The sequence below is a fragment of the Marisediminitalea aggregata genome, assembly GCF_900129565.1.
Taxonomy (GTDB): domain Bacteria; phylum Pseudomonadota; class Gammaproteobacteria; order Enterobacterales; family Alteromonadaceae; genus Alteromonas; species Alteromonas aggregata.
In genome coordinates this window covers 595,419-615,420 of sequence record NZ_FQWD01000002.1, presented here as the reverse complement: position 1 = coordinate 615,420, position 20,002 = coordinate 595,419, and the positions used below count along the sequence as shown (strand labels likewise).

The window sequence follows — 20,002 nt, the reverse complement described above, 5'->3', positions numbered from 1 at the left end:
AATGTGATTAGGATAGCATTTTACGCCAATACTGTGCACAAATAAAAAGGCGGTGGCTGCGTTAGCAGCTCACCGCCTGTCGTTTTATCTGGCGAGTTCAGCGCTTGTTAGCGGATCACCACGTAAAGTGATGCGTTGCCGCGGCGAACATTCAGGGCAATAACGCCCTTGGCACCATCGAGTATCTCGCGGAATTCCGCCACGTTGGTCACGCGACCGCGACCTACACTCAGGATCACGTCTCCTTCCTGCAAGCCAATACGCGCGGCTGGAGAATTTTCTTCCACGTTGCTCACTTCAACACCCGGGTTACCGCCGGCGTCTTCACCGTTAACCAGCGTTGCACCTTCAAGGGCCGGGTGAATTTGTTTAGCCACTACTTCTGCTTTAGCAGCATCGTCCAGAACCACATCCAGCTTCAGGCGCTCACCTTTGCGAATGACGGTTAGTTCAACTTCTGCACCTGCACCCATGCTGGCTATCTTGGCGCGTAGCTCTGCAAAGCTTGTAAGGTCTTTGCCATTAACCGCAATAATGATGTCTCCAGCCTGAATACCGCCTTTTTCTGCTGCAGAGTCCGGTTGCACTTCACTGACAAACGCGCCTTTGTTGAACTCGGAGTTCATGGCTTCCGCCAGGCCCTGGTCTACGTTGCTACCAATAATGCCAAGCTGGCCACGACGCACTTCACCGTATTCAACGATTTGATCAACCAGGCTCTTCATCATATTGGCCGGGATCGCAAAACCGATACCTACGTTGCCACCGTTTGGCCCGAAGATAGCGGTGTTAATGCCCACCAGTTCACCGTGCAGGTTAACCAGTGCACCACCTGAGTTACCGCGGTTAATGGCGGCGTCGGTTTGAATAAAGTCTTCATAACCGCCTATATTAAGGCCTGAGCGACCCAATGCGCTGACAATACCAGAGGTCACTGTTTGCGACAGGCCAAAAGGGTTACCAATGGCAACCACAAAGTCACCCACGCGTACCTCATCAGAGTCTGCCAGTGGCAGTGCGGTTAGATCATCAGATTCAATTTGAAGAATGGCAATGTCGCTTTGCTCGTCAGCGCCCAATTTTTTGGCGATGAACTCACGACCATCAGTCAGCTTCACGGTAATTTCGTCGGCATTAGCGACAACGTGAGCATTGGTAACCACATAGCCCTTTTTGGCATCAATAATGACACCCGAACCTAAACCCCGGAAAGGACGTTCCTGAACCTGTTCAGACGGCCCGCCAAAAAAGTAACGAAACATTTCTGGCACCTGCTGACGTGAGGTTTGGGTACCTTCTACCGCAATACTCACAACCGCAGGCATGGCTTCTTCAAGCATTGGGGCCAGGGTGGGGACTTCTTTTTTACTATCGCCAAAGAAGGGAAGCGCAGCTTGCGTGGATACCGACATACCAAGAGTACTGACAACAATACCCGATACCACGACAAGCTTTCGAAAAGACTTATTCATAGACACATAACTCCTAGTCTCATTGCGTTCTTGCAACTACCTACCCAAAGACTCTGTGACTATTGGAAAAGTTCCCGGGGTTATTCTTTGTCTGCGTTAGATGGTGCGTTTGCGCCGACAAACAGTCCTGAACTTTGGCCTGCGAAGTCACGGGGTTGGGTGTCACTGTTCGCAGATTGTTTAGATTTTTCTGTACCTTTAATGTTGTTTCGTAAATAAGCGGTAGTATGTTCACCAAAAAACGGCACTGCCGGGGTGTCGTCGCTGTTGTCAGACTCCAGCAGGGTTTCGTAGTCCGCTACACTCTGTTTAAGGTCAGAACATTGTTTTTCAAGTCCCTCAATGGATTGTTTTACCTGAAACAAATGATGTTGAGCCTGTTGCGCCAACAGTTCCTTCATGGCTTTTTCCGCTGCCGCATTGGCTTTTACTGCGCCTTCTTTGGTAAAGACATAGCGAGCGACAAAAAAACCAATAATCAAACCAATTACCAGCATTGCTAAGGGAATGACAACTTCCATTCTTTTCTCCGTTGTTTCAAAGACCGGGCCTGTGTTATCAGGTAGACCCAGTAACTGCTTGCGCAGCGTTCACTGTTGCTATTGCAGACTATAGCAAGACCCGCGTCACTTTGCTCAGACAGTTTGTGGCAAAATGTATCGGCCCCAATTATCACGCAAGCGCGCCGCGGAAGCCATAGATGTTGAACAGACTGCTTAAAATAACGGCGGTGAATTGGTATTCGGCCTGAATTCGGGGCATAATTACGCTTTTCAAGCGCTTAGATTTAATTCGTGGTTCTCGAGGAGTAAAACAGGCGATGACGCCGTGGGAAAAATACCAACAAGATCTTGAACGGGATGATTTTAAGTTCGACCCTGCACAAGAAAATGCCGTACGTGAATTGCAGCGCTTATACGACGACTTAATGTTACGAGGGATGCCCAAGTCGTCTCTGGCTTCAAAGATGAAGGCCATTTTCGGCGCAAAATCCGCATCGCATTCCAATATCAAAGGCATCTATTTTTACGGTGGCGTTGGGCGGGGTAAAACCTACCTGGTTGACACCTTTTACCACTGCCTGCCGTTCGAAAAGAAAATGCGCGTGCACTTTCACCGCTTTATGCACCGGGTGCACGACGAGCTTAAGCTATTGGGCGGGAAGCAGGACCCGCTGAAAATTGTGGCGAAAAAACTGGCCGACGAAACGCGCATTATATGTTTCGACGAGTTTTTTGTTTCAGATATTACCGATGCCATGATTTTGGGTACGTTAATGGAAGCGCTGTTTGCGCAGGGGATTGTGCTGGTAGCCACGTCGAACATAGTGCCCGACGAACTGTATCGAAACGGCCTGCAACGGGCCCGATTTTTACCGGCTATCGCACTGATTAACGCCCAGTGTAACGTGGTGAATGTCGACAGCGGCATTGATTACCGTTTGCGTACCCTGGAGCAGGCAGAGATTTATCATTACCCGCTGGATGAACAGGCTACGGTAAATTTGAACGACTATTTTGGCCAGCTTGCGCCCGATGAAGGTACTCAGGGCGAAAAAATTGAAGTCAATCACCGCATGCTGCAAACCGTGCGCGACGCCGATGGTGTCTTGATGATCGACTTTAAAGAGCTATGTGAAGGCCCGCGTAGTCAGTCTGATTACATTGAATTGAGCCGATGCTATCACACGGTGCTACTGGCCAATGTAAAGCAGATGGGTCAAAACAATGATGACGTTGCCCGGCGCTTTATCGCCATGGTTGACGAATTTTACGAGCGACACGTAAAACTGATCATGTCTGCCGAGGTCGCTCTGCAGAACCTTTACACTGAAGGCCTGCTAAACTTCGAGTTCAGACGCTGCTTAAGTCGTCTGCAGGAAATGCAGTCACACGATTATTTGGCCAAAGAGCACTTACCATAACCACTAAAAATCGGTAAACTCGGGCCTTTTACAAAACGCCGACACCAGAAGTCAGAAAGTAGAGATTGTTAAGATGGGAAGAGCATTTGAAGTAAGAAAGGCGGCCATGGCAAAAACCGCCGGCGCCAAAACCAAGGTGTATTCTAAATACGGTAAAGAAATTTACGTCTGCGCGAAAAACGGCGGTACCGATCCAGACACTAACCTGTCGCTTCGCCGTTTGATGGACAAAGCGAAGAAAGATCAGGTTCCAGGGCACGTTATCGACAAAGCGATTGATAAAGCTGCCGGCGGCGCAGGTGAAGACTTTGTTCCAGCCCGTTACGAAGGCTTTGGTCCGGGTAACTGCATGGTTATTGTTGACTGTCTGACTGACAACAACAATCGCACCATTACTGACGTACGTAACTGTTTCACAAAGACCGGTGCAAAAATTGGCGCGCCGGGCGCGGTGTCGCATATGTTCGATCACCAGGCCATTTTTGTGTTTGAAGGTGAAGACGAAGACGCGGTACTGGAAGTCCTGATGGAAGCCGATGTCGATGTAACAGATGTTGAATCTGAAGACGGCAAGATTTCAGTTTACGCACCTAACACTGAGTTCTTCAAAGTAAAGACCGCGTTATTAGACGCCTACCCAGAGCTGAGTTTCGAAGTAGAAGAAATCACCTTCGTACCACAAACACATGTGGACATCAGCGAAGACGACATGCCCATGTTCCAGAAGTTCATGGATATGCTGAACGACTGTGATGACGTTCAGGACGTCTACCACAACGCGGTTACCCCCGACGCCGCGGAATAATAGCCTCGTCATCCCGGGCTTGCCCCGGGACCTTCTGGCCTTGATTCGGGACAACACACTCCCCCGTCATCCCGGCCTCCGAGCCGGGAAAAAAGAACCGTCATCCCGGACTTGTTCCGGGACCTTGGCTTGCCCCGGGACCTACCCAAAAAGGCCGGGATCTAAAAACAACAACCACCTGCACTTCGATTTTAAGATCCCGGATATCGCTGCGCGATTCCGGGACGACGGATGGGGATAAGTGTCATCCCGGGCTCGCCCCGGGATCTTCGGGACGACAAACACTCCGTCATCCCGGGCTTGCCCCGGGACCTACTCAAAAAGGCCGCGATCTAAAAAAATCACGCTCTTACCCAACAATAAAATCATTATCCTCAAACGCGTCCTGCATAAACTTCACAAACACGCTCAAACGCAACGCCATATGTCGGTTAGGCGGGTAGATTAACGAAATGACCAGTTTCTCAGGTTGATAAGCCTCCAGTACCGGTATTAACGCCCCCTGACCAATGGCGTCACCCACAATGAAGGTAGGCAGGAACGCTAACCCTCTGCCTTGCAACGCGGCTTGTTTGAGGACGTCACCGTTGTTGGAACTCAGTACCCCGTTAATTTTAACCCGCATCGCGGTACGCTGGTGCATCAGATCCCAGTAATTGCCATGCAACAGGCTGCCGTATTGTAAGCAGGGAAGTGTGGCTAACTGACTAATCTCCGTTGGCTCTCCGTATTTCGCCAGAAAATCAGGAGACGCGACAATACGGCGGGATGTATGCGTAATGTCGTGCTCAATTAATGCGGGGTTGGACTCAGGTTTGCCAATACGCAAGGTTACATCAAACTGATTCGACAGCGGGTCGCGCTTTTCGTCTGAGAGTTCCAGCTGAACGCGAATATCCGGGTATTGCTGCATAAATGCCAATACGGCGGGGGTGAGGTGAGACAACCCAAAAGACATAGGGGCGTTTACTTTTATTACGCCACGTAAACCGGTTTGGCCTTGTTGCAGCTGGGCTTCAGTGTCGTGCAGGTTATCCAGCAATGGCACGATGTTTTCAAGGTAAGCCTTGCCTGTGTGAGTTAACGACACGCGCCGCGTTGTTCGGTTGAACAGGGTCACCTGTAGGTGATCTTCAAGCCACAGCACCTGGCGATTTAGCTGGGAACGAGACAGGCCAAGCTGCCGGGCCGCCGCTGCGAAGCTACCCTGATCGGCTACTGTCATAAAGGCCCGCATTGCGGTGAGTTTATCCATCTGGCACTTTTATTGTTGTGTAATATGCGACAGTGTATCCCTTAATGGTTGTATTGTCTCTTTTTGTGAGGTTGCTAGACTGAGCTCATCAACTTTGAGGAGAATCATTATGCAAATTCGTCACGCTGGAGCACGCGGTAAGGTCAACATTGGCTGGTTGCAGTCACAACACAGTTTTTCATTCGGGCACTACTATGATGCCAACCATATGGGGCATGGCCCTTTGCGCGTTATTAATCAGGATACCGTGCAGCCGGGTGGCGGCTTCGCTGAACATGGGCACGCTAACATGGAAATCATTTCCTATGTGCTACGTGGTGGTTTGGCGCATAAAGACAGTGAAGGCAATGAATCGGTCATCCGCCCGGGTGATGTGCAGAAAATGACGGCCGGTACGGGTATCCGTCACAGTGAATTCAACCACAGTAACAGCGATACCGTAGAGTTTTTGCAGATTTGGGTTGTACCAAACAAAAAGAATGTTGCGCCTGGTTATGTACAGCAACATATACCTGCGCTGGCGGAAGCCGCGAGCGAATTGACTCTGATATTTAGCGAAGAAGGCAGGGGGGCTTCACTGCCGTTGTATCAGGATGCAGATGTGTATGCAGGTCGCCTTTTGGACAACACGACATGGCAACACGAACTGCCGTCATCACGCATTGGCTGGTTGCAGGTTATTGAAGGTACTGCGTTGGTGAATGGTGAAACCGTTGCTGCCGGTGATGGTGTAGCGTTCGCGCCTGGTGAACAGGTCGAGTTGTCGGAAACGGCCGGGTTCCACGCGCTGTTTTTCGATATGACAGCACAATAAAATCGCAGAAGATCAAAAAAAGGTGAGCAAGTGCTCACCTTTTTTATAGCCTTTGAAAAAAGTCATACAGACAACGCACTACAGAGAATGAATCACCACTGTATCGCTGGATGTGTAGTCATACCGCAACGGGAAGTTCTCAGCCAGCGCGGCCAGTAAACCTTCTACATCGTTGGCGTTAAACAAGCCTGCAATCTGAATGTCCTTTAGTGACGCATCTCCCAACTCAATAGACAGCGGCGTATATCGTGAGACTTCCCGAATCACTTCGGCCAGAGATTCACCGCGAAAAATCAATTTGCCTGTCTGCCAGGATACCTTGGCACTTAAGTCGGCATCGTCTATGCGACGCACTTTTTGAACGGGCTCTGAGAGGGTCGAATACTGCCCCTGTGATACAGACAGTGAAGTCGCTGGTAACCGCACGTCCACCGATTGGGTGAGCACTTCTACAGGTTGTGCTTGTGGCGCTACCCGAACCCGGCCTTCGGTTACCAGTAAGTCCAGCGTATCGTTTACCCATTCAACGTTAAATGCCGTACCCACCGCCTGAATCATCTGGCCATCAGCAAGTACACTGAGTGGTCGGCTGGTATCTTTGGCCACTTCAATGTGAAGTTCACCACGTTTGAGTTCAATCAGACGCTGGCGGTCGGTGTAGGTAACGGCCACCTGGGTATCAGTGTTAAGGGTGAGTTTGCTGCCATCACTTAAAATCAACTCACGCATTTCACCCACCTGGGTGCTCAGTGCGTTCTGATATTGCACGGTAGCGAAAGATTGCGATGGCGGTTGCCAGGCACTGAGTCCCAACCAACCCAGCAACGCCACGCAAAGAAACGATGCAGCAATAGCCAGAGGGCGCATAACACTGCGCTGTGAACGCGGCGCCGGCACTATTTCTGCTAATTTACTGAGTACTTCCATTTTGTCCCACAAGGCGGCAACTTCCAGAAACGTATCCTGATGAGCCGGTGTTTTCAGCCACTGCTTTAAGGCAGTCACTTCCTGCTGAGACAGGCCGTTGTCGAGTTTTACCAGCCAGAGACTGGCTTCGTCGAGGATGCGGTCTTCGCTGTGCAACGACACAACATTATTTACATTTTGATCAGCCATTGTGTTGACCTCTCATGCCTGTCACGCCTTCGTCGCGCTGTTGCACTTTTCGCATGTGTAACGTGCAGCGTTTAACACCTTCAGCTATATGCTTTTCCACTGTTTTTTCACTTATACCTAACTCAGTTGCGATGGCTTTTTGTGTGTGTCCGTACACTTTTTTCAGCACAAATGCGCGGCGGCACTGTGGCGGTAACAAGCGAACGGCGTCACAAAAATGCGCAAACTCCTGCTGACTGGCTGTCTGGCGTAACGTTTCGTCTTCGAATTCGTCTAGCTGGCTGTCTAACTGGTCGATTGCCTCGATCGCATCATCGATTAACCTGACATCGGCACGCTTAAGATGATCATAAGCAAGATTGCGCGCCGTTTTATACAAAAAAGAACGAGGTTCACGAATATGGCTGGTGTCTTTCACCTGACATAATCGTACGTAGGTGTCCTGTAAAATGTCGTCCACTTCTTTTGGCGGCACAAGTCTCGACAGCATTTTTGCAATGCCGTTTCGAGCCGTCATGTAGGCGTTGTGAATGGTGTTATCGACTGACATCTTCATTATTATTTTGCTACTACTTTCTATAGGACGACCAACAAAATGAATTCCCCCATAGCATTATAGATAAAATTGCACTTCGGGGAGAATAATGGGTATTGTTAATAAAATGTGATTCCTGCTTTACACAAACCCCAGCCTTATTATAGGGTTGTGTCCGCATCAATCCGGTCGTCAGGCTGGCCTCGTGTGCGAATAGCTAAAATTGGTAAAAATAAAACTAAATGTGGCGATTGTGTGCCTAAGTGCAGTAAACAGGTGGTTAACTTGAATCGTGTGAAAGGCTTGTTTTGGGCGCCTGTTGCGGCGGCAGTGTACCTTGCACTGTCGGCTGATAGCGTTGCTCAAACGACTACGCCTCAATCACAGCAGTCGCAAACCATTTCATTCGATATTGCTCGGCAACCTGCCGATGAAGCGTTAATTGCCTTCGCAAATCAGGCGCAGCTCACCATTGTGTTCCCTTACAACAAAGTGCGTCACAGCATGGCCAACAGTGTGAAGGGGACTTATCCGGTTGCACAGGCAATCACACTGTTGTTGGCGGGCACCGACCTCATGGCTGAGGTTACCGACTCCGGCCGCATAAAAGTGTCGGTGAAGCCCGATGATGAAGAGAGCAGCGGACTGTTCAGGTGGATTTCAGATCTGTTTGCAAAGCGCGACGACTTACTCAGTGTGCCGGTGGAAGATCAGCAAGCGCTGGTTGAGTACATTGAGGTTCGCGGGCTGCGTGCCAGAACGGCACAATCGCTGGCCATAAAACGCGACGCTGACTATTTGCTGGAAACCGTTCAGTCGGTGGAAATGGGCAAATTTCCGGACCAGAATCTGGCTGAAGCACTTCAACGGGTATCAGGCGTTGCCATTGACCGGGCAGAAGGCGAGGGGCGTTATGTTACCGTGCGAGGCTTTGGCCCCGAATTCAACCGTGTTCTGATTAATGGGCGGCAACTGGCCACCGACACCTTAGGCCGTGAATTCAGTTTTGACACCCTGGCGTCGGAGCTGGTTAGTAACGTCACTGTTTTTAAGCAAAATCAGGCATCGCAGCAGTCCGGAGGGATTGGCGCGACCATCGATATCATTACCGACAAACCGCTGTCGTACCGTGGTATGCGGGCTGCAGGCAGTGTGGAAATGCAGTACGATGACAACGCCGACCAATGGACTCCACAAGGCTCGGTGTTAATGCGCAATACCTTTCTGGATCATAAGTTTGGGGTGTTATTGTCGCTCACTCATCATCAGCGCGATGCCCGCATCGACGAAGCGCAAATAGACGGCTGGCTGGTAAATACCAACGTCCCCGCGTCTTCGCTGAAGCGCGATACTGACACATTATACGTTCCCAGAAACTACGATCAGCGGGTGCGCTTTGACGATCGCTCCCGCACTGGCGGCACCCTGGTATTGCAATACCGGCCTAATGATTCCCTCGATATTACCGCTGATTATCTGGGGTCGCGATTTGACGTAAATACCTCTGCAACGTCCATGGGCCACTGGTTTACTTCGAGTAATCTTGAGGCTGTAGAGCTGGATGATAACGGCACCGCGGTGAAGTTCAGCCAGCAGGAAGGCCACGCAACAGATTTTCATGCACGTACGTTTAACCGCGACAGCACATTGCATGCGGGTGGTATAAACATCGACTGGCAGGTTACTGATTTTCTGTCGCTTAACAGCGATCTCTCCATGTCGCGCGCCACGTCACAGGACAAGCAGGGCAGCGGGAATGCCCTGTCGCTTATCGGGTATCTGAACCGGTCTACATTCGATCACACCAACAATGTGGTGTTACCGGCTATTTATGGGTTCCAGACTGCAAACCCTACACAAGTAAACGCTGACGGCGAAGTTGTCGGTGTTGGGAACTATCTGGACCCGTCAAATGGCCGTTCGCATGTCATGCTAAAACGCGGGTGGGATGTGAGTGATACGGTGAAACAGTGGAAGGTAGATGGCCGCTATCTGCTGAATAATGGCGGCCTCACCCAACTCGATTTTGGTTGGCGGGTGGCCGATCAAACCAAGCAAAACACCCGTTACGACAATGAACTCAATGCACGCCATTGCGCTTTTTGCGGCTATTTCGATACGCCCGATATTCCCGACAGTTTTCAAACCCTGTTTAACGCAGGTGACGACTTTTTAGATGAAGTCAGTGGGCATGATGGCATACCCAACCAGTGGTTAAGACACAATGGCCCTGAACTGTTTGCTTTTCTGGAGCAAGCGGGAGGCGTTGATTTAAGTGCTGTGCGGCGCAATAACTCGTTTGTCATCAATGAGAAAACCTACGCACTGTATGCTGATCTCACCTACGAATGGGATTTTTCGTCGCTGTTTGTGGTGGCTCACACCGGATTGCGGCTGGCCCACACCGATGTTGAGGTGTCCGGGGTGAACGAGCAGTTGGACTCATTGGTGATCTTAGACAAAACTGAATTGGCGCCAATCACGGGGGCGGCCGCGCTTGTGAATTATTCGCAGTCCTACACCAACTGGCTACCCAGTATTCAGGTAAAAGCAACCTATCGCGATAAGTGGGTTCTGCGCGGCGCGTATTCCCACAGTATTACGCGCCCAACCTTGTCGCAGATGACGCCGGGGATCACTTTTACCACAACACGCCAGGGCGGCGATTTACGTGCCTCGGTGGGCAACCCGTTACTTCAGCCGTTCGAGTCACGTAACCTGGATATCGCGTTAGAGTATTATTATCAGAAAGACAGCTACCTTGCTGCCGCGGCATTCCGTAAATACGTGGATAACTTTATTTTGAGTGCCAACCAGGATGTCCCTTTTCCTGGGGTGACGGATCCCAGTACCGGCAATGACCCAAATGCGCCGGATGAAGCCGATAGCACGGCCGTATTTGATATAGTTAGCCCGGTAAACGGTCAGACTGCTATGGTCGACGGCATTGAGGTTAGCTGGCAACATGCCTTTGGCGATTCCGGTTTTGGTGTGCAGGCTAATGTCAGTGCGGTAAGCAGTAACGCTGAACTCGATAAGGACGACGTTAAAACTAAATTCGCCTTAACCGGCCTCTCTGGGGCAGGCAATCTGGTGTTGTTCTACGAGAAAGGACCACTGCAATGGCGCGTAGCATATAATCGGCGGGGCGGATTTTTACAGTCTCTGGTGCAGTCACAAAGCAACGAGCCGACCTTTGTTAACCCCTATCAGCAGTGGGATGTCAGCGCCTCATACCAGCTTAACGGTCGCGTTACCCTGTATGCAGAAGGGATCAACCTGACTAATGAAACCGTGCACAAGCACGGCCGCTTTAACAATCAGCTGTTGCTAGTGCAAGACTCTGGCGCGCGTTATGTAGTTGGCGTGCGGGCTACCTATTAGCTTTACGATTCAGCAATAGTAATACAGCAATTCGCGGTCAGTCGCCCGCGGGCAGGGTCGTCACTCAGACCGCTTCCCACCTGAATACACCCCGAATGAAACACGTTGGCCGGATAGAAGATAGCGCGGTTATAAACTGCATCCACTTTATCGGTTTGCTCAAACAGTGCCGTCGAACCCTGAATGTACTCAGCCGGAGGCAGCCCCTCCGTGGTGGCCTGATTTTTCAGGATCTGCATATAGCGGTTATGTTCAGCGGTATTTAGTCGTTCAAGTGCCGTTTCTTTGTGGCGGTAGAAGGCAGTGCCATCCTTTGGATTGTCAAACAGGTAATGCACCATCGCCCACTCGTTATTCACGGTGGAGTCGATGTGAGGAATGCGCTGAATCGGTTTCAAGCTCTCGGGCGATGCCGTTGCCATGGAAAACTGGGCAAACGACAGCGAAAACGCGCTGTCGTTTTCACCGGCTAACCAGAGTACCGCCGGCAGGGCACTACGCAGAAAAGCTGAGTAGTGCCCGGGCAGCGGCTTTCTTACACCGGGGTAAAAATCGTCGCTAAGCTTCTGGAAAGGTTGCCCATGGCAAGCCTCGTCCACCAGCGCATCGGGGTCCGGATGAAAATCATCCACCACCAATAACGGCGTACGGCTTTGGCCTACGTAGTGCAGCCGAATAGCACCCATCGGTGCATTCGCTTCAGCTAAACCAGGCATTGCCGTGCTCGATGCGCTGATTTTTGCGGTCAATGAGTGCGTAAATTTGCGCGGTGGAAGCGATCAGGGTGTAAATAGCCCCTAACCATTGCCCGGCATGCAAACTGGTAATGGCCTCTGCACTCAACTGCGATAACTTTTCTTCGTCGATAGTAAACAATCCCTGCACTGTATGCTCGCTGCCATCGGCAAAGGTGACTGCCAGTTTTATGGGGGTAATAAGTGAGTGAGACAGCAACGCGTCTATAAATTGCTGGGTTTGCTGTTCGCCGTCCAGCAATTGAGCCAATAGCTGCTGTTTTTCGTTGAGCAGCGACGTAGGCGTGCCATCGTCATTGAATAACGCGTCGCCGTCCGTGTCTGCAATGGCGGGGCTCGCGTCATCAAAACAGATCACCGGCTTCGCGTTGCCTTGTGCATCTGTGTCCTGGCCCACAAAAAACGGGTGGCGTTCAATTTGCGCCGGAATATACAGCGCCTGCCAGCGGCCTTCCTGCCAGAACAGATTCTCGCCTTCGCTAAAGCCGGTTAGCGCCGAGCATACAAACTGGCCGGTGTCTGCGTGCTTGGTAAACACAATAGGGTAGTTGACTACCAGCTTTTGAAACTCCGACACCACCACGGGGATCAGATGCGCGTTGGCGCCAACGTGTGGCACCTGCTGCGGGTTGATTTTAAGTGCCTTATGAGCATTGGGGTTGAGGGCAACTAAAGACATAAACAGGGCTCGCTTATTGTTATACCGGCTGTAAGCCGTATTGATTAATTTTGTTCAGTAAATCACGGTGAGTTGGCAGGGCGCTGAGCACTTTTTGCCTCGCCTGCTGATTCATCTGCAGTTGTTGCTGCGCAAATGCCTTGGCTACCTGCTGCTGACCAAAGCTCAGGTCTGACTCAAACCCCATGCCGTACATCACATACTGGTAGCTGGCCGCCGGGAACACTTCATTGTTGCTGGTAAAGTCGTGGTCGTAAGGCGGGTGATAGCGCCATAAATCTAAAAGTTCCTGCAGGCTATCGGGGATGGTGGCCGGATCGCAGTTGTCGCGCCAAAACGCAGTGTCAGTGCGCTTGGTAAGCATGTAATGCAGCTTCAGGAAATCAATAATACGCTGCCAGCGGTACTGGAAAGTCTGGTTAAACCGCTTGGCGATAATTGGCATCGTTGCGCGGTTTACCGGCAGTTGCTCTGCCAGCATGGTGGCTGATAGCTCAACCAGTACCAGAGCTGAGGCTTCCAGAGGTTCTAGAAAACCCGCTGACAGGCCGACGGCGACACAATTGTTGTGCCAGAAATGTTCGCGATGGCCGCTTTGAATCTGGATCTGTTTTACAGAAAAGTCGTTAAATTGTGGTCCGACATACTGAGCAAGCTGGTCCAAGGCTTGTTGCTCACTCTGGTAGCGCGAGGCATAGACATGGCCGACGCCACGGCGGCTTTGCAAGCCAATATCCCAAATCCAGCCCGCCTGTTGCGCAGTGGAGATAGTATGGGTTGCCACTGGGGCGTCCGGGCTGTCGTAAGGCACGTGCACTGCCAGAGCGCGGTCAATAAACAGCACGTCATCGCACGGCACAAAAGGCACCTTGTAGTGTTTGCCGAGCAGCAACGACTGAAAGCCGGTACAGTCTACAAATAAATCGCCGTCAATTTCACCAGCCTGTTGAGTTTGAATAGCCCGGATATCGCCATTGTCATGGGCTATTACGCCGGTTACGTCTGCCAGCACGTGCCGGACATTGAGTTTTTCTGTGCAGTGACGGGTTAAAAACGCGGTAAATTTGCCTGCATCCAGGTGATACGCATAGTTAGCAACTGCGCCAAATTCGGCATGACGAATCGATTTCGGTGCGCGGTTGTGTTCACACAAGGCTTCCTGAAAGCACACTGCATTCGAAAACGATTGCTCAATAGTGTCTTGATGTTGTTGCCAGTAAGGCCCCAGGTTGCCCTGACTGAATCCTTGCGGCAGCATGAGTGGATGATAGTAGAAGTCGTTGGCGTCGCCGGTTACCCAGCCTGCGAATTTAGCGCCTTGTTTAAAACTGGCGTCGCATTCACGAATAAAATCGGTTTCTCGAATCCCCAGTTTGATCAGGGTGTTACGCATGGTTGGCCAGGTGCCTTCACCCACGCCAATCGTAGGAATATTCGGGGATTCAACCAGCACCACCTCTACCGGGTGATGGGCTTTAGTGGCATGTTCAGCCGCAATGCGACCCGCGGTTAGCCAGCCGGCTGTGCCGCCGCCAACGATTACCACTTTGCGAACAGGTTGTGATGCACTTGTCACCGTAGTTACCTCATTTATTATTGTGTAAAGGCACAGCGTACTGTGCGTTTACATAATAATAGCCAGCGTGCGCGAAAGGGTGACACGCACGCCAGCCGGGGCACTCGTTAGAATGAACCTCTTACACCAAACGCCCAGCGACGACCGCTGTCTTCAACTAACAGCATGTGGTTGCTGAAGCGTCCGCGCTTGTGCACGTACTCTTCGGTCAGGTTAATACCTTCAAAGAAGATCCCCAGTGAATCAGACAGCTCATAGCTGGCGCTCAGATCCAGTTGCTGATAATCCTCAACGATAGTCGGGCCATCACCCTGAGACTGGGTTAACGACTGAACGAACTCACCGCGCCAGTTGTAGGCAAGGCGGATCATAAAATCATCGTTTTCGTAGAAACCGACCAGGTTGTAGGAGTCACTCAGACCGGTCAGCGCAAACACCTGGTTGATGTTGTAAGGGTCCAGCTTGGCATCACTGTCGACCAGGGTCGCGTTAGCTAGTACACCAAAGCCTGAGTCGAAGCTGTGCTGCCAGGCCAGTTCGAAACCGTCAACAATGGCGTTTTCACCGTTGTTTGGCAGGGTATTGGTAAACACAGCAACACTGTCAGCGCCGTCCGGACCACTGCTGTCTGTCCCGGTAGACGGGTCAGTCAGCAGGCTGCCGTCACTTAGCGTAAAGGTGCGATCTTCCTGGCTGTTCACAATGAAGTTAGACACGTGCTTACGGAAGTAACCAATTGACGCGTAGCTGGCGATGTCGTAGTACCACTCAACAGACAAGTCGAAGTTGTCTGATTCAAATGGCTCCAGACCCGGGTTACCACTGGTCGAGGTTAAGTCACCACCCTGACGGGTTGTAGTAATAACCGTTACCGGCGACATGCTTTCCAACGTTGGACGTGTAATGGTGGTAGACACCGCTGCACGGGCAATCAGGTCGTCGGTGATTTCCAGCTTCATGCTGAAATTAGGCAGGATCACGTCGTAATCGGCGTCAACGTCGATAGGTTGCGCTTCGCCGTATTGCGCCAGCATTTCAGTCTGGTCCAGTACGGTTAACTGAATGATCGGGGCTTCGGTACCGGTTACCGACACATCGGTAGATTCGTAACGGAATCCGGCAGTACCAGACAACAACATGTCGCCCACTTCGCCTTCAAAATCCATTTCTACATAAGCAGACAGGATTTGCTCTTCCACGTCGAAGCTGTTGTTGCGACGCACGGCATCGAAGCTAATGGCTGAGCCGTTAACGCTCTGGTAGTAGTTTTCCAGGAACGCGAAGTTGGCTTCACCGTTGTGTGCCAGCCATGACGTTGGCATACGGCCGCTGCCGCTTACACTGCTTAAGAAGTCGTTACCCGCGTTGAACACGTATTGTGCATCGGCAGGGATTTCCGGCAGGTCAGGGTAGCCACAGTACGTACAGTGAATACCAACGCCTTCGTTGTCCCAGCGGGTCAGGCTCTTAGTTTCGTTGCTGTACTGGGTACCAAAACGAATTTCGGTAATGCCGCCGTTGTCTGTGAAATACTCACCGTCGAAACGCAGTTGCGTCACTTCATCTTCTACTGCCCAGCCACGACGTAACATAACGTGTGCACGACTGTTGTCTTTGTCCAGCAAGTCGCTCACGCCAGCTGGCGTTAGGCTGCTATCGTAAGCTGGGAAGCCGTCAACCGGAGAGGCCACGATGGCGCCGTCGATTTCTTGCTGACCGCTGTAGATGTTGGCGTTGGCGTCAGCAAACATGCTGGCGACCGGCAGAATGTTGTCGTCAACCTGAAAGCGTACGCGGTTTGCATAACCAATCAGAGACAGCTGGTCACCGCCACCGTTGTTGGCTTCGCGTTCTGCGGTTGAATGGCTTAAATCAAACTTCAGGTTCAGGTTGTCGTTGTACTGGTAATCAAAGTTCAGGCCCAGTGACAGCGTGTCGGTCAGACGGTCGAAAGTCTTGGCGTGCATATCGGTCGCCAGACCCACTTCCTGGTACAAGTCGATAACCGTGCCGTTTGCATCAACGGTAGGGCTCAGGCGATCGCCATTGGCATCGAACAGGCTACCGTCGTCGGCTACGCCCTGAATATTCGGCGCAGTGAACCAGTGACCGTAAGACGTGGCATTGGATTCCACATCAAATTTTGAATACAGCGCGTCAGCCGTGATCACCAGGTCATCGCTAGGCGCGTACTGTAATACCAGGTTAGCGTTGGTACGGGTACGGTCTTCAAAGGTCACTTTGTGGTCGTAGTTACGCGGTGAGAACACATTGCCATCCCACGCTTCGCCACTTTCGGTTACCGGGTTGGGTACACCGACGTTTTCTAACCAGCCGTCAATTTGCGCCTGGTTCAAACGGGTTTCACGCTCCTGATGCGATACCGCCAGCAGTACGCCGAACGTGTCGTCGTTGAAGGTGTTGCTGATCAATCCCGACAGCTGTGGTGTCGTCGATTCGCTGTTTTCGTCGTACACGCCTTTCACGCTGCCAGCGACCTTGAAGCCGCCCAATGCGAACGGTCGCGCGGTGTTTACGTTGATGGTTGAACCCACACCACCAGACTGCATAGTGGCTGTAGACGTTTTGTGTACGTCCAGGCTGCTAACCAGTTCTGAAGCAATGGTGTCGAAGCTGAATGCACGACTTTGGTTTTCCGACGCCATCTGGCGGCCGTTAACCAACACGGTATTAAACTGCGGGCCAAAACCTCGCACGGTAATTAACTGACCTTCACCACCTGAACGGTCGATAGACACACCGGTAATACGCTGTAGGGATTCAGCCAGGTTGGTGTCGGGGAAGTCACCAATGTCTTCTGCGCTGATTGCATCTACCACGCCAGCAGAACTGCGCTTGACGTCCATGGATTTGGCAACAGAAGAGCGGATACCGGTTACAGCAATGGTTTCAACTTCTTGTTGGGCGGCGTCCTGGGCCAGTACCAGCGGTGATGCCACCATAGTGGATAGCACGGCTGCTACTGCGCAGGCGGTTTTTGTTTTGTTGTACATGTTATGTTCTCTGTCCTGACGATTGTGTGGATCCTGTGTAAGCCGACCAGCGGGCCAATGGGCGTAAAACCAGGGAGAAAATGCCCATTGGCCGCACAAGCACGGGTTACACAACAAATTGCCGGTCAAGTCAGCACCGGCACAGCAAGGGTGAGTTGCTGCTTAGGAGTAAAGACGAGGCATGGTAAAAAAATCCCCCTAAAAAATTTACAAAAAAATCACATTGCCAAATCTGGGTATTGCTTAACATATTGAATTAATTAGCGTTATGGTTAATTTTTTTTCTTTACAATTGAGGCGATGAATCGAGAATGGGGTTCAGCGAATAAGCCGATTGGTATTATTGAGTAAACGCGGTATCATGCGCGCCGGAGATGGCCAGGTAATCGCTGCTTTCGCTTGCGAAAGGGGAGGAAAGTCCGGGCTCCATAGGGCAGGGTGCCAGATAACGTCTGGGCGGCGTGAGCCGACGACCAGTGCAGCAGAGAGTATACCGCCTAAGCGCTTCGGCGCCGGTAAGGGTGAAAGGGTGCGGTAAGAGCGCACCGCACAACTGGTAACAGTTTGTGGCACGGTAAACTCCACCCGGAGCAAGACCAAATAGGCTCCCTATACGTGCGGCCCGCACGGGGAGCGGGTAGGTTGCTTGAGCCAGTGAGCAATTGCTGGCCTAGAGGAATGATTACCACTCGAAAGAGAACAGAACCCGGCTTACGGCCATCTCCGACTTTTCTTAAATTATTAAGCTAAATCAAAAGGTTATAGTTATTTGAGGGGGGGCGTAATTCCGTGTGTCACACATAGTGGTACACATCATGTCACACATCAACGTTCCATACACTGTCAAGCGAGCAGGTTTTTATTACTTCAACTTACGAAGTTCAGGCAAAATCATAAGAGTTTCCCTTTACACGAAAGATAGCACTACTGCTCTACGAAGAGTTTCGCATATACTTGATTTAATGAAAAAATCAGGTGAAACCCAAATTATGGAAGATTTAAAAATTCGAAAGTTAGTTCGATCTGTTATTGAAAGTGAAATTCAACAGATTGACGTTCTTTTCAACAATAATGAAGACTTAGAAGACGTTTTGTATAGGCAGTATAGGAAGAGCTATTTAGAACGGCAGTTCTCAGGTGGTCTATATGATAAAGACCTTGATACATATTCAATTTTCAAAATTAAAAAAATTTGCTCTAGTCAAGATGCCGGATATAGGGCTGGTACGGCGCTAAAAAAATTATTTTTATCTGAAGATTCTAATAGTAGTGAAAATATTCTTGAACTTGACGCTTCAGATTTTACAAAAGAGTTTTTTAAATCTGAAGAAGAGCTGGAGAAGTTTTACCTTCGAGTCAATCATTTAAAAGATCACTTGCTAAACGGAGATATTGATAGTGCTGAACAAATTTACTTGAACTTAAAAAAAATGATTGAAGGTAGAAGAACTTTCAATGAGCTTTTTGAACAGTTCATGAGGGCTGGTTTAGAGGGGACGTTACATAAGTCTATGAGTGGCGGTGAACCTTGGGACGAGACCAGATATAAAGATGTAAAAAATAGTTTTAACCTGTTTGGATACTATTTCGAGGGTACTTCAATGCAAGATGTTACGTCAAACGAGCTTGATACATTGTTTCGAGAGTACCTATCAAATTTCCCAAGAAGGAATCTTAGGATAGCGAAACAGAATACAATTCCTGAACTATTTGAAATTGTTGCGCAAGGAATTATTTCAGAAGACGACATGGTCAGAGGAAAAACTGTAGCCAATCACTACAAAAATCTAGCAACATTTTATAATTATTATGAAAAAGTTTTGGGTGGTAACTCACAGGCTTTTAGATTTATGAATTTCAAGCCCGCAAATAGTGAAAAAAGAGCTGTATTTTCAGTTGGGCAAGTTTTTAAAATGCTCACATGTGTATCAAGTTTGGGACCCGGAAAGAAATGGCCAATTTACATAATGGCTCACACAGGCATGAGAAATGCTGAGATAATGCAACTCAGAAAAGAAGATATTCTTGAATTAAATGGCGTACACTCGATCCGAGTAACAGAAGAAGCTGGTGAATTAAAGACAATAAGTAGTAATAGAATTATACCTATTCATAAATGGCTTATAGAACAGGGTTTCATAGAGTTTGTTGAAGATTGCAAAGAGGAATATTTGTTTAAAAGATACTCTACATCAGATCGGTATTTAACACGACTATACGCCAATTTTATTAAGAAAGAATGCGATTTTCCCGATACTGATGGGATTGGGAGACCGTTGAGTTTATACAGCTTAAGGCACTTTGTTGTCACTACATTAAGGACTAAAAATGTACCCGATATGTATGTTAAAGCAATAGTGGGACATAGTTTATCGGGACAGCAAGATATAACGGATAACTATTCTCATCCAGATGATATTAAACTCATGCAGGAATACATAAACTCGATCTCTATTAGTGCTGAGTCGGGTGAATCAGCAAAGTAGAATTTTTATACGTCTGAAAATTATCTTTTATCAAAAACATCTCAACCAATTTTTGAGAGTCATATATCTCTTTTTATGCCAATAAAAATAGTGTTTGTGGTGACTTTATAACTCTAAGTCTGGCTACATAATATCTTAGTAAATAGTATCATCTAAAAACATCACTTTCATGACATGAAGGTACAAA

The 20,002-nt window shown here is 49.8% G+C and carries 14 protein-coding genes and 1 other RNA gene; 6 read left to right on the top strand and 9 right to left on the bottom strand.

Annotated features, from left to right (window positions below; translation table 11 throughout):
- Positions 1-107: 107 nt before the first annotated feature.
- Positions 108-1,472, bottom strand: a complete 1,365-nt coding sequence (locus BUB81_RS06805) for a DegQ family serine endoprotease (RefSeq protein ID WP_073320203.1) — start codon at positions 1,470-1,472, stop codon at positions 108-110.
- An 80-nt stretch (positions 1,473-1,552) separates the two neighbouring features.
- Complete coding sequence (locus tag BUB81_RS06800) at positions 1,553-1,993, bottom strand: ZapG family protein (RefSeq protein ID WP_073320200.1); 441 nt, start codon at positions 1,991-1,993, stop codon at positions 1,553-1,555.
- 299 nt (positions 1,994-2,292) lie between these two features.
- On the opposite strand from BUB81_RS06800, the gene zapE reads away from it, so the two are divergent.
- Both zapE and BUB81_RS06790 read left to right on the top strand, forming a co-directional pair.
- Complete coding sequence (zapE, locus tag BUB81_RS06795; RefSeq protein WP_073320197.1) at positions 2,293-3,396, top strand: cell division protein ZapE; 1,104 nt, start codon at positions 2,293-2,295, stop codon at positions 3,394-3,396.
- Positions 3,397-3,469: 73 nt separating this feature from the next.
- Complete coding sequence (locus BUB81_RS06790) at positions 3,470-4,201, top strand: YebC/PmpR family DNA-binding transcriptional regulator (RefSeq protein WP_073320194.1); 732 nt, start codon at positions 3,470-3,472, stop codon at positions 4,199-4,201.
- Between the two features lie 349 nt (positions 4,202-4,550).
- Here the strand turns inward: BUB81_RS06790 and BUB81_RS06785 are convergent, their stop codons facing one another.
- On the bottom strand, positions 4,551-5,456 hold the full coding sequence (locus BUB81_RS06785) for a LysR family transcriptional regulator (protein WP_073320191.1): 906 nt from the start codon (positions 5,454-5,456) through the stop codon (positions 4,551-4,553).
- 109 nt (positions 5,457-5,565) lie between these two features.
- On the opposite strand from BUB81_RS06785, the gene BUB81_RS06780 reads away from it, so the two are divergent.
- The gene (locus tag BUB81_RS06780) at positions 5,566-6,270 is read left to right on the top strand and encodes a pirin family protein (protein WP_217653453.1); all 705 of its coding nucleotides are present in this window, start codon (positions 5,566-5,568) and stop codon (positions 6,268-6,270) included.
- A 78-nt stretch (positions 6,271-6,348) separates the two neighbouring features.
- Here the strand turns inward: BUB81_RS06780 and BUB81_RS06775 are convergent, their stop codons facing one another.
- Positions 6,349-7,386, bottom strand: a complete 1,038-nt coding sequence (locus BUB81_RS06775) for a FecR family protein (RefSeq protein WP_073320188.1) — start codon at positions 7,384-7,386, stop codon at positions 6,349-6,351.
- Entirely contained in the window at positions 7,379-7,936 is a 558-nt protein-coding gene (locus tag BUB81_RS06770) for an RNA polymerase sigma factor (protein ID WP_073321068.1), read from the bottom strand. The genes BUB81_RS06775 and BUB81_RS06770 overlap by 8 nt, the downstream gene beginning before the upstream one ends.
- 279 nt (positions 7,937-8,215) lie before the next feature.
- On the opposite strand from BUB81_RS06770, the gene BUB81_RS06765 reads away from it, so the two are divergent.
- Positions 8,216-11,305, top strand: coding sequence for a TonB-dependent receptor (locus BUB81_RS06765; RefSeq protein WP_084526346.1), 3,090 nt, complete (start codon positions 8,216-8,218; stop codon positions 11,303-11,305).
- Between the two features lie 2 nt (positions 11,306-11,307).
- On the opposite strand, the gene BUB81_RS06760 is transcribed toward BUB81_RS06765, so the two are convergent.
- The 4 genes from BUB81_RS06760 to BUB81_RS06745 all read right to left on the bottom strand — a co-directional run bounded on the left by BUB81_RS06760 (position 11,308) and on the right by BUB81_RS06745 (position 17,329).
- On the bottom strand, positions 11,308-12,021 hold the full coding sequence (locus tag BUB81_RS06760; protein WP_084526292.1) for a DUF6445 family protein: 714 nt from the start codon (positions 12,019-12,021) through the stop codon (positions 11,308-11,310).
- Positions 12,005-12,739, bottom strand: coding sequence for a SapC family protein (locus BUB81_RS06755; protein ID WP_073320185.1), 735 nt, complete (start codon positions 12,737-12,739; stop codon positions 12,005-12,007). Before BUB81_RS06755 ends, BUB81_RS06760 begins: the two co-directional genes overlap by 17 nt.
- A 19-nt stretch (positions 12,740-12,758) precedes the next feature.
- Complete coding sequence (locus tag BUB81_RS06750; RefSeq protein ID WP_073320182.1) at positions 12,759-14,315, bottom strand: tryptophan halogenase family protein; 1,557 nt, start codon at positions 14,313-14,315, stop codon at positions 12,759-12,761.
- Between the two features lie 107 nt (positions 14,316-14,422).
- A complete protein-coding gene (locus BUB81_RS06745) occupies positions 14,423-17,329 on the bottom strand; it encodes a TonB-dependent receptor (RefSeq protein WP_073320179.1) in 2,907 nt (968 codons plus the stop codon).
- A 370-nt stretch (positions 17,330-17,699) separates the two neighbouring features.
- On the opposite strand from BUB81_RS06745, the gene rnpB reads away from it, so the two are divergent.
- An RNA gene (rnpB, locus tag BUB81_RS06740) (RNase P RNA component class A) lies at positions 17,700-18,058 on the top strand.
- Positions 18,059-18,144: 86 nt separating this feature from the next.
- Positions 18,145-19,815: a tyrosine-type recombinase/integrase gene (locus tag BUB81_RS06735; protein WP_084526290.1), complete on the top strand. Its 1,671-nt coding sequence runs from the start codon at positions 18,145-18,147 to the stop codon at positions 19,813-19,815.
- Positions 19,816-20,002: the final 187 nt, after the last annotated feature.

Bases quoted from the DNA above. Each gene is read 5' to 3' on its own strand.
- BUB81_RS06805 (WP_073320203.1), bottom strand. From the start codon at position 1,472: ATGAATAAGTCTTTTCGAAAGCTTGTCGTGGTATCGGGTATTGTTGTC.
- BUB81_RS06800 (WP_073320200.1), bottom strand. From the start codon at position 1,993: ATGGAAGTTGTCATTCCCTTAGCAATGCTGGTAATTGGTTTGATTATT.
- zapE (WP_073320197.1), top strand. From the start codon at position 2,293: ATGACGCCGTGGGAAAAATACCAACAAGATCTTGAACGGGATGATTTT.
- BUB81_RS06790 (WP_073320194.1), top strand. From the start codon at position 3,470: ATGGGAAGAGCATTTGAAGTAAGAAAGGCGGCCATGGCAAAAACCGCC.
- BUB81_RS06785 (WP_073320191.1), bottom strand. From the start codon at position 5,456: ATGGATAAACTCACCGCAATGCGGGCCTTTATGACAGTAGCCGATCAG.
- BUB81_RS06780 (WP_217653453.1), top strand. From the start codon at position 5,566: ATGCAAATTCGTCACGCTGGAGCACGCGGTAAGGTCAACATTGGCTGG.
- BUB81_RS06775 (WP_073320188.1), bottom strand. From the start codon at position 7,386: ATGGCTGATCAAAATGTAAATAATGTTGTGTCGTTGCACAGCGAAGAC.
- BUB81_RS06770 (WP_073321068.1), bottom strand. From the start codon at position 7,936: ATGTCAGTCGATAACACCATTCACAACGCCTACATGACGGCTCGAAAC.
- BUB81_RS06760 (WP_084526292.1), bottom strand. From the start codon at position 12,021: ATGCCTGGTTTAGCTGAAGCGAATGCACCGATGGGTGCTATTCGGCTG.
- BUB81_RS06755 (WP_073320185.1), bottom strand. From the start codon at position 12,739: ATGTCTTTAGTTGCCCTCAACCCCAATGCTCATAAGGCACTTAAAATC.
- BUB81_RS06745 (WP_073320179.1), bottom strand. From the start codon at position 17,329: ATGTACAACAAAACAAAAACCGCCTGCGCAGTAGCAGCCGTGCTATCC.
- BUB81_RS06735 (WP_084526290.1), top strand. From the start codon at position 18,145: ATGTCACACATCAACGTTCCATACACTGTCAAGCGAGCAGGTTTTTAT.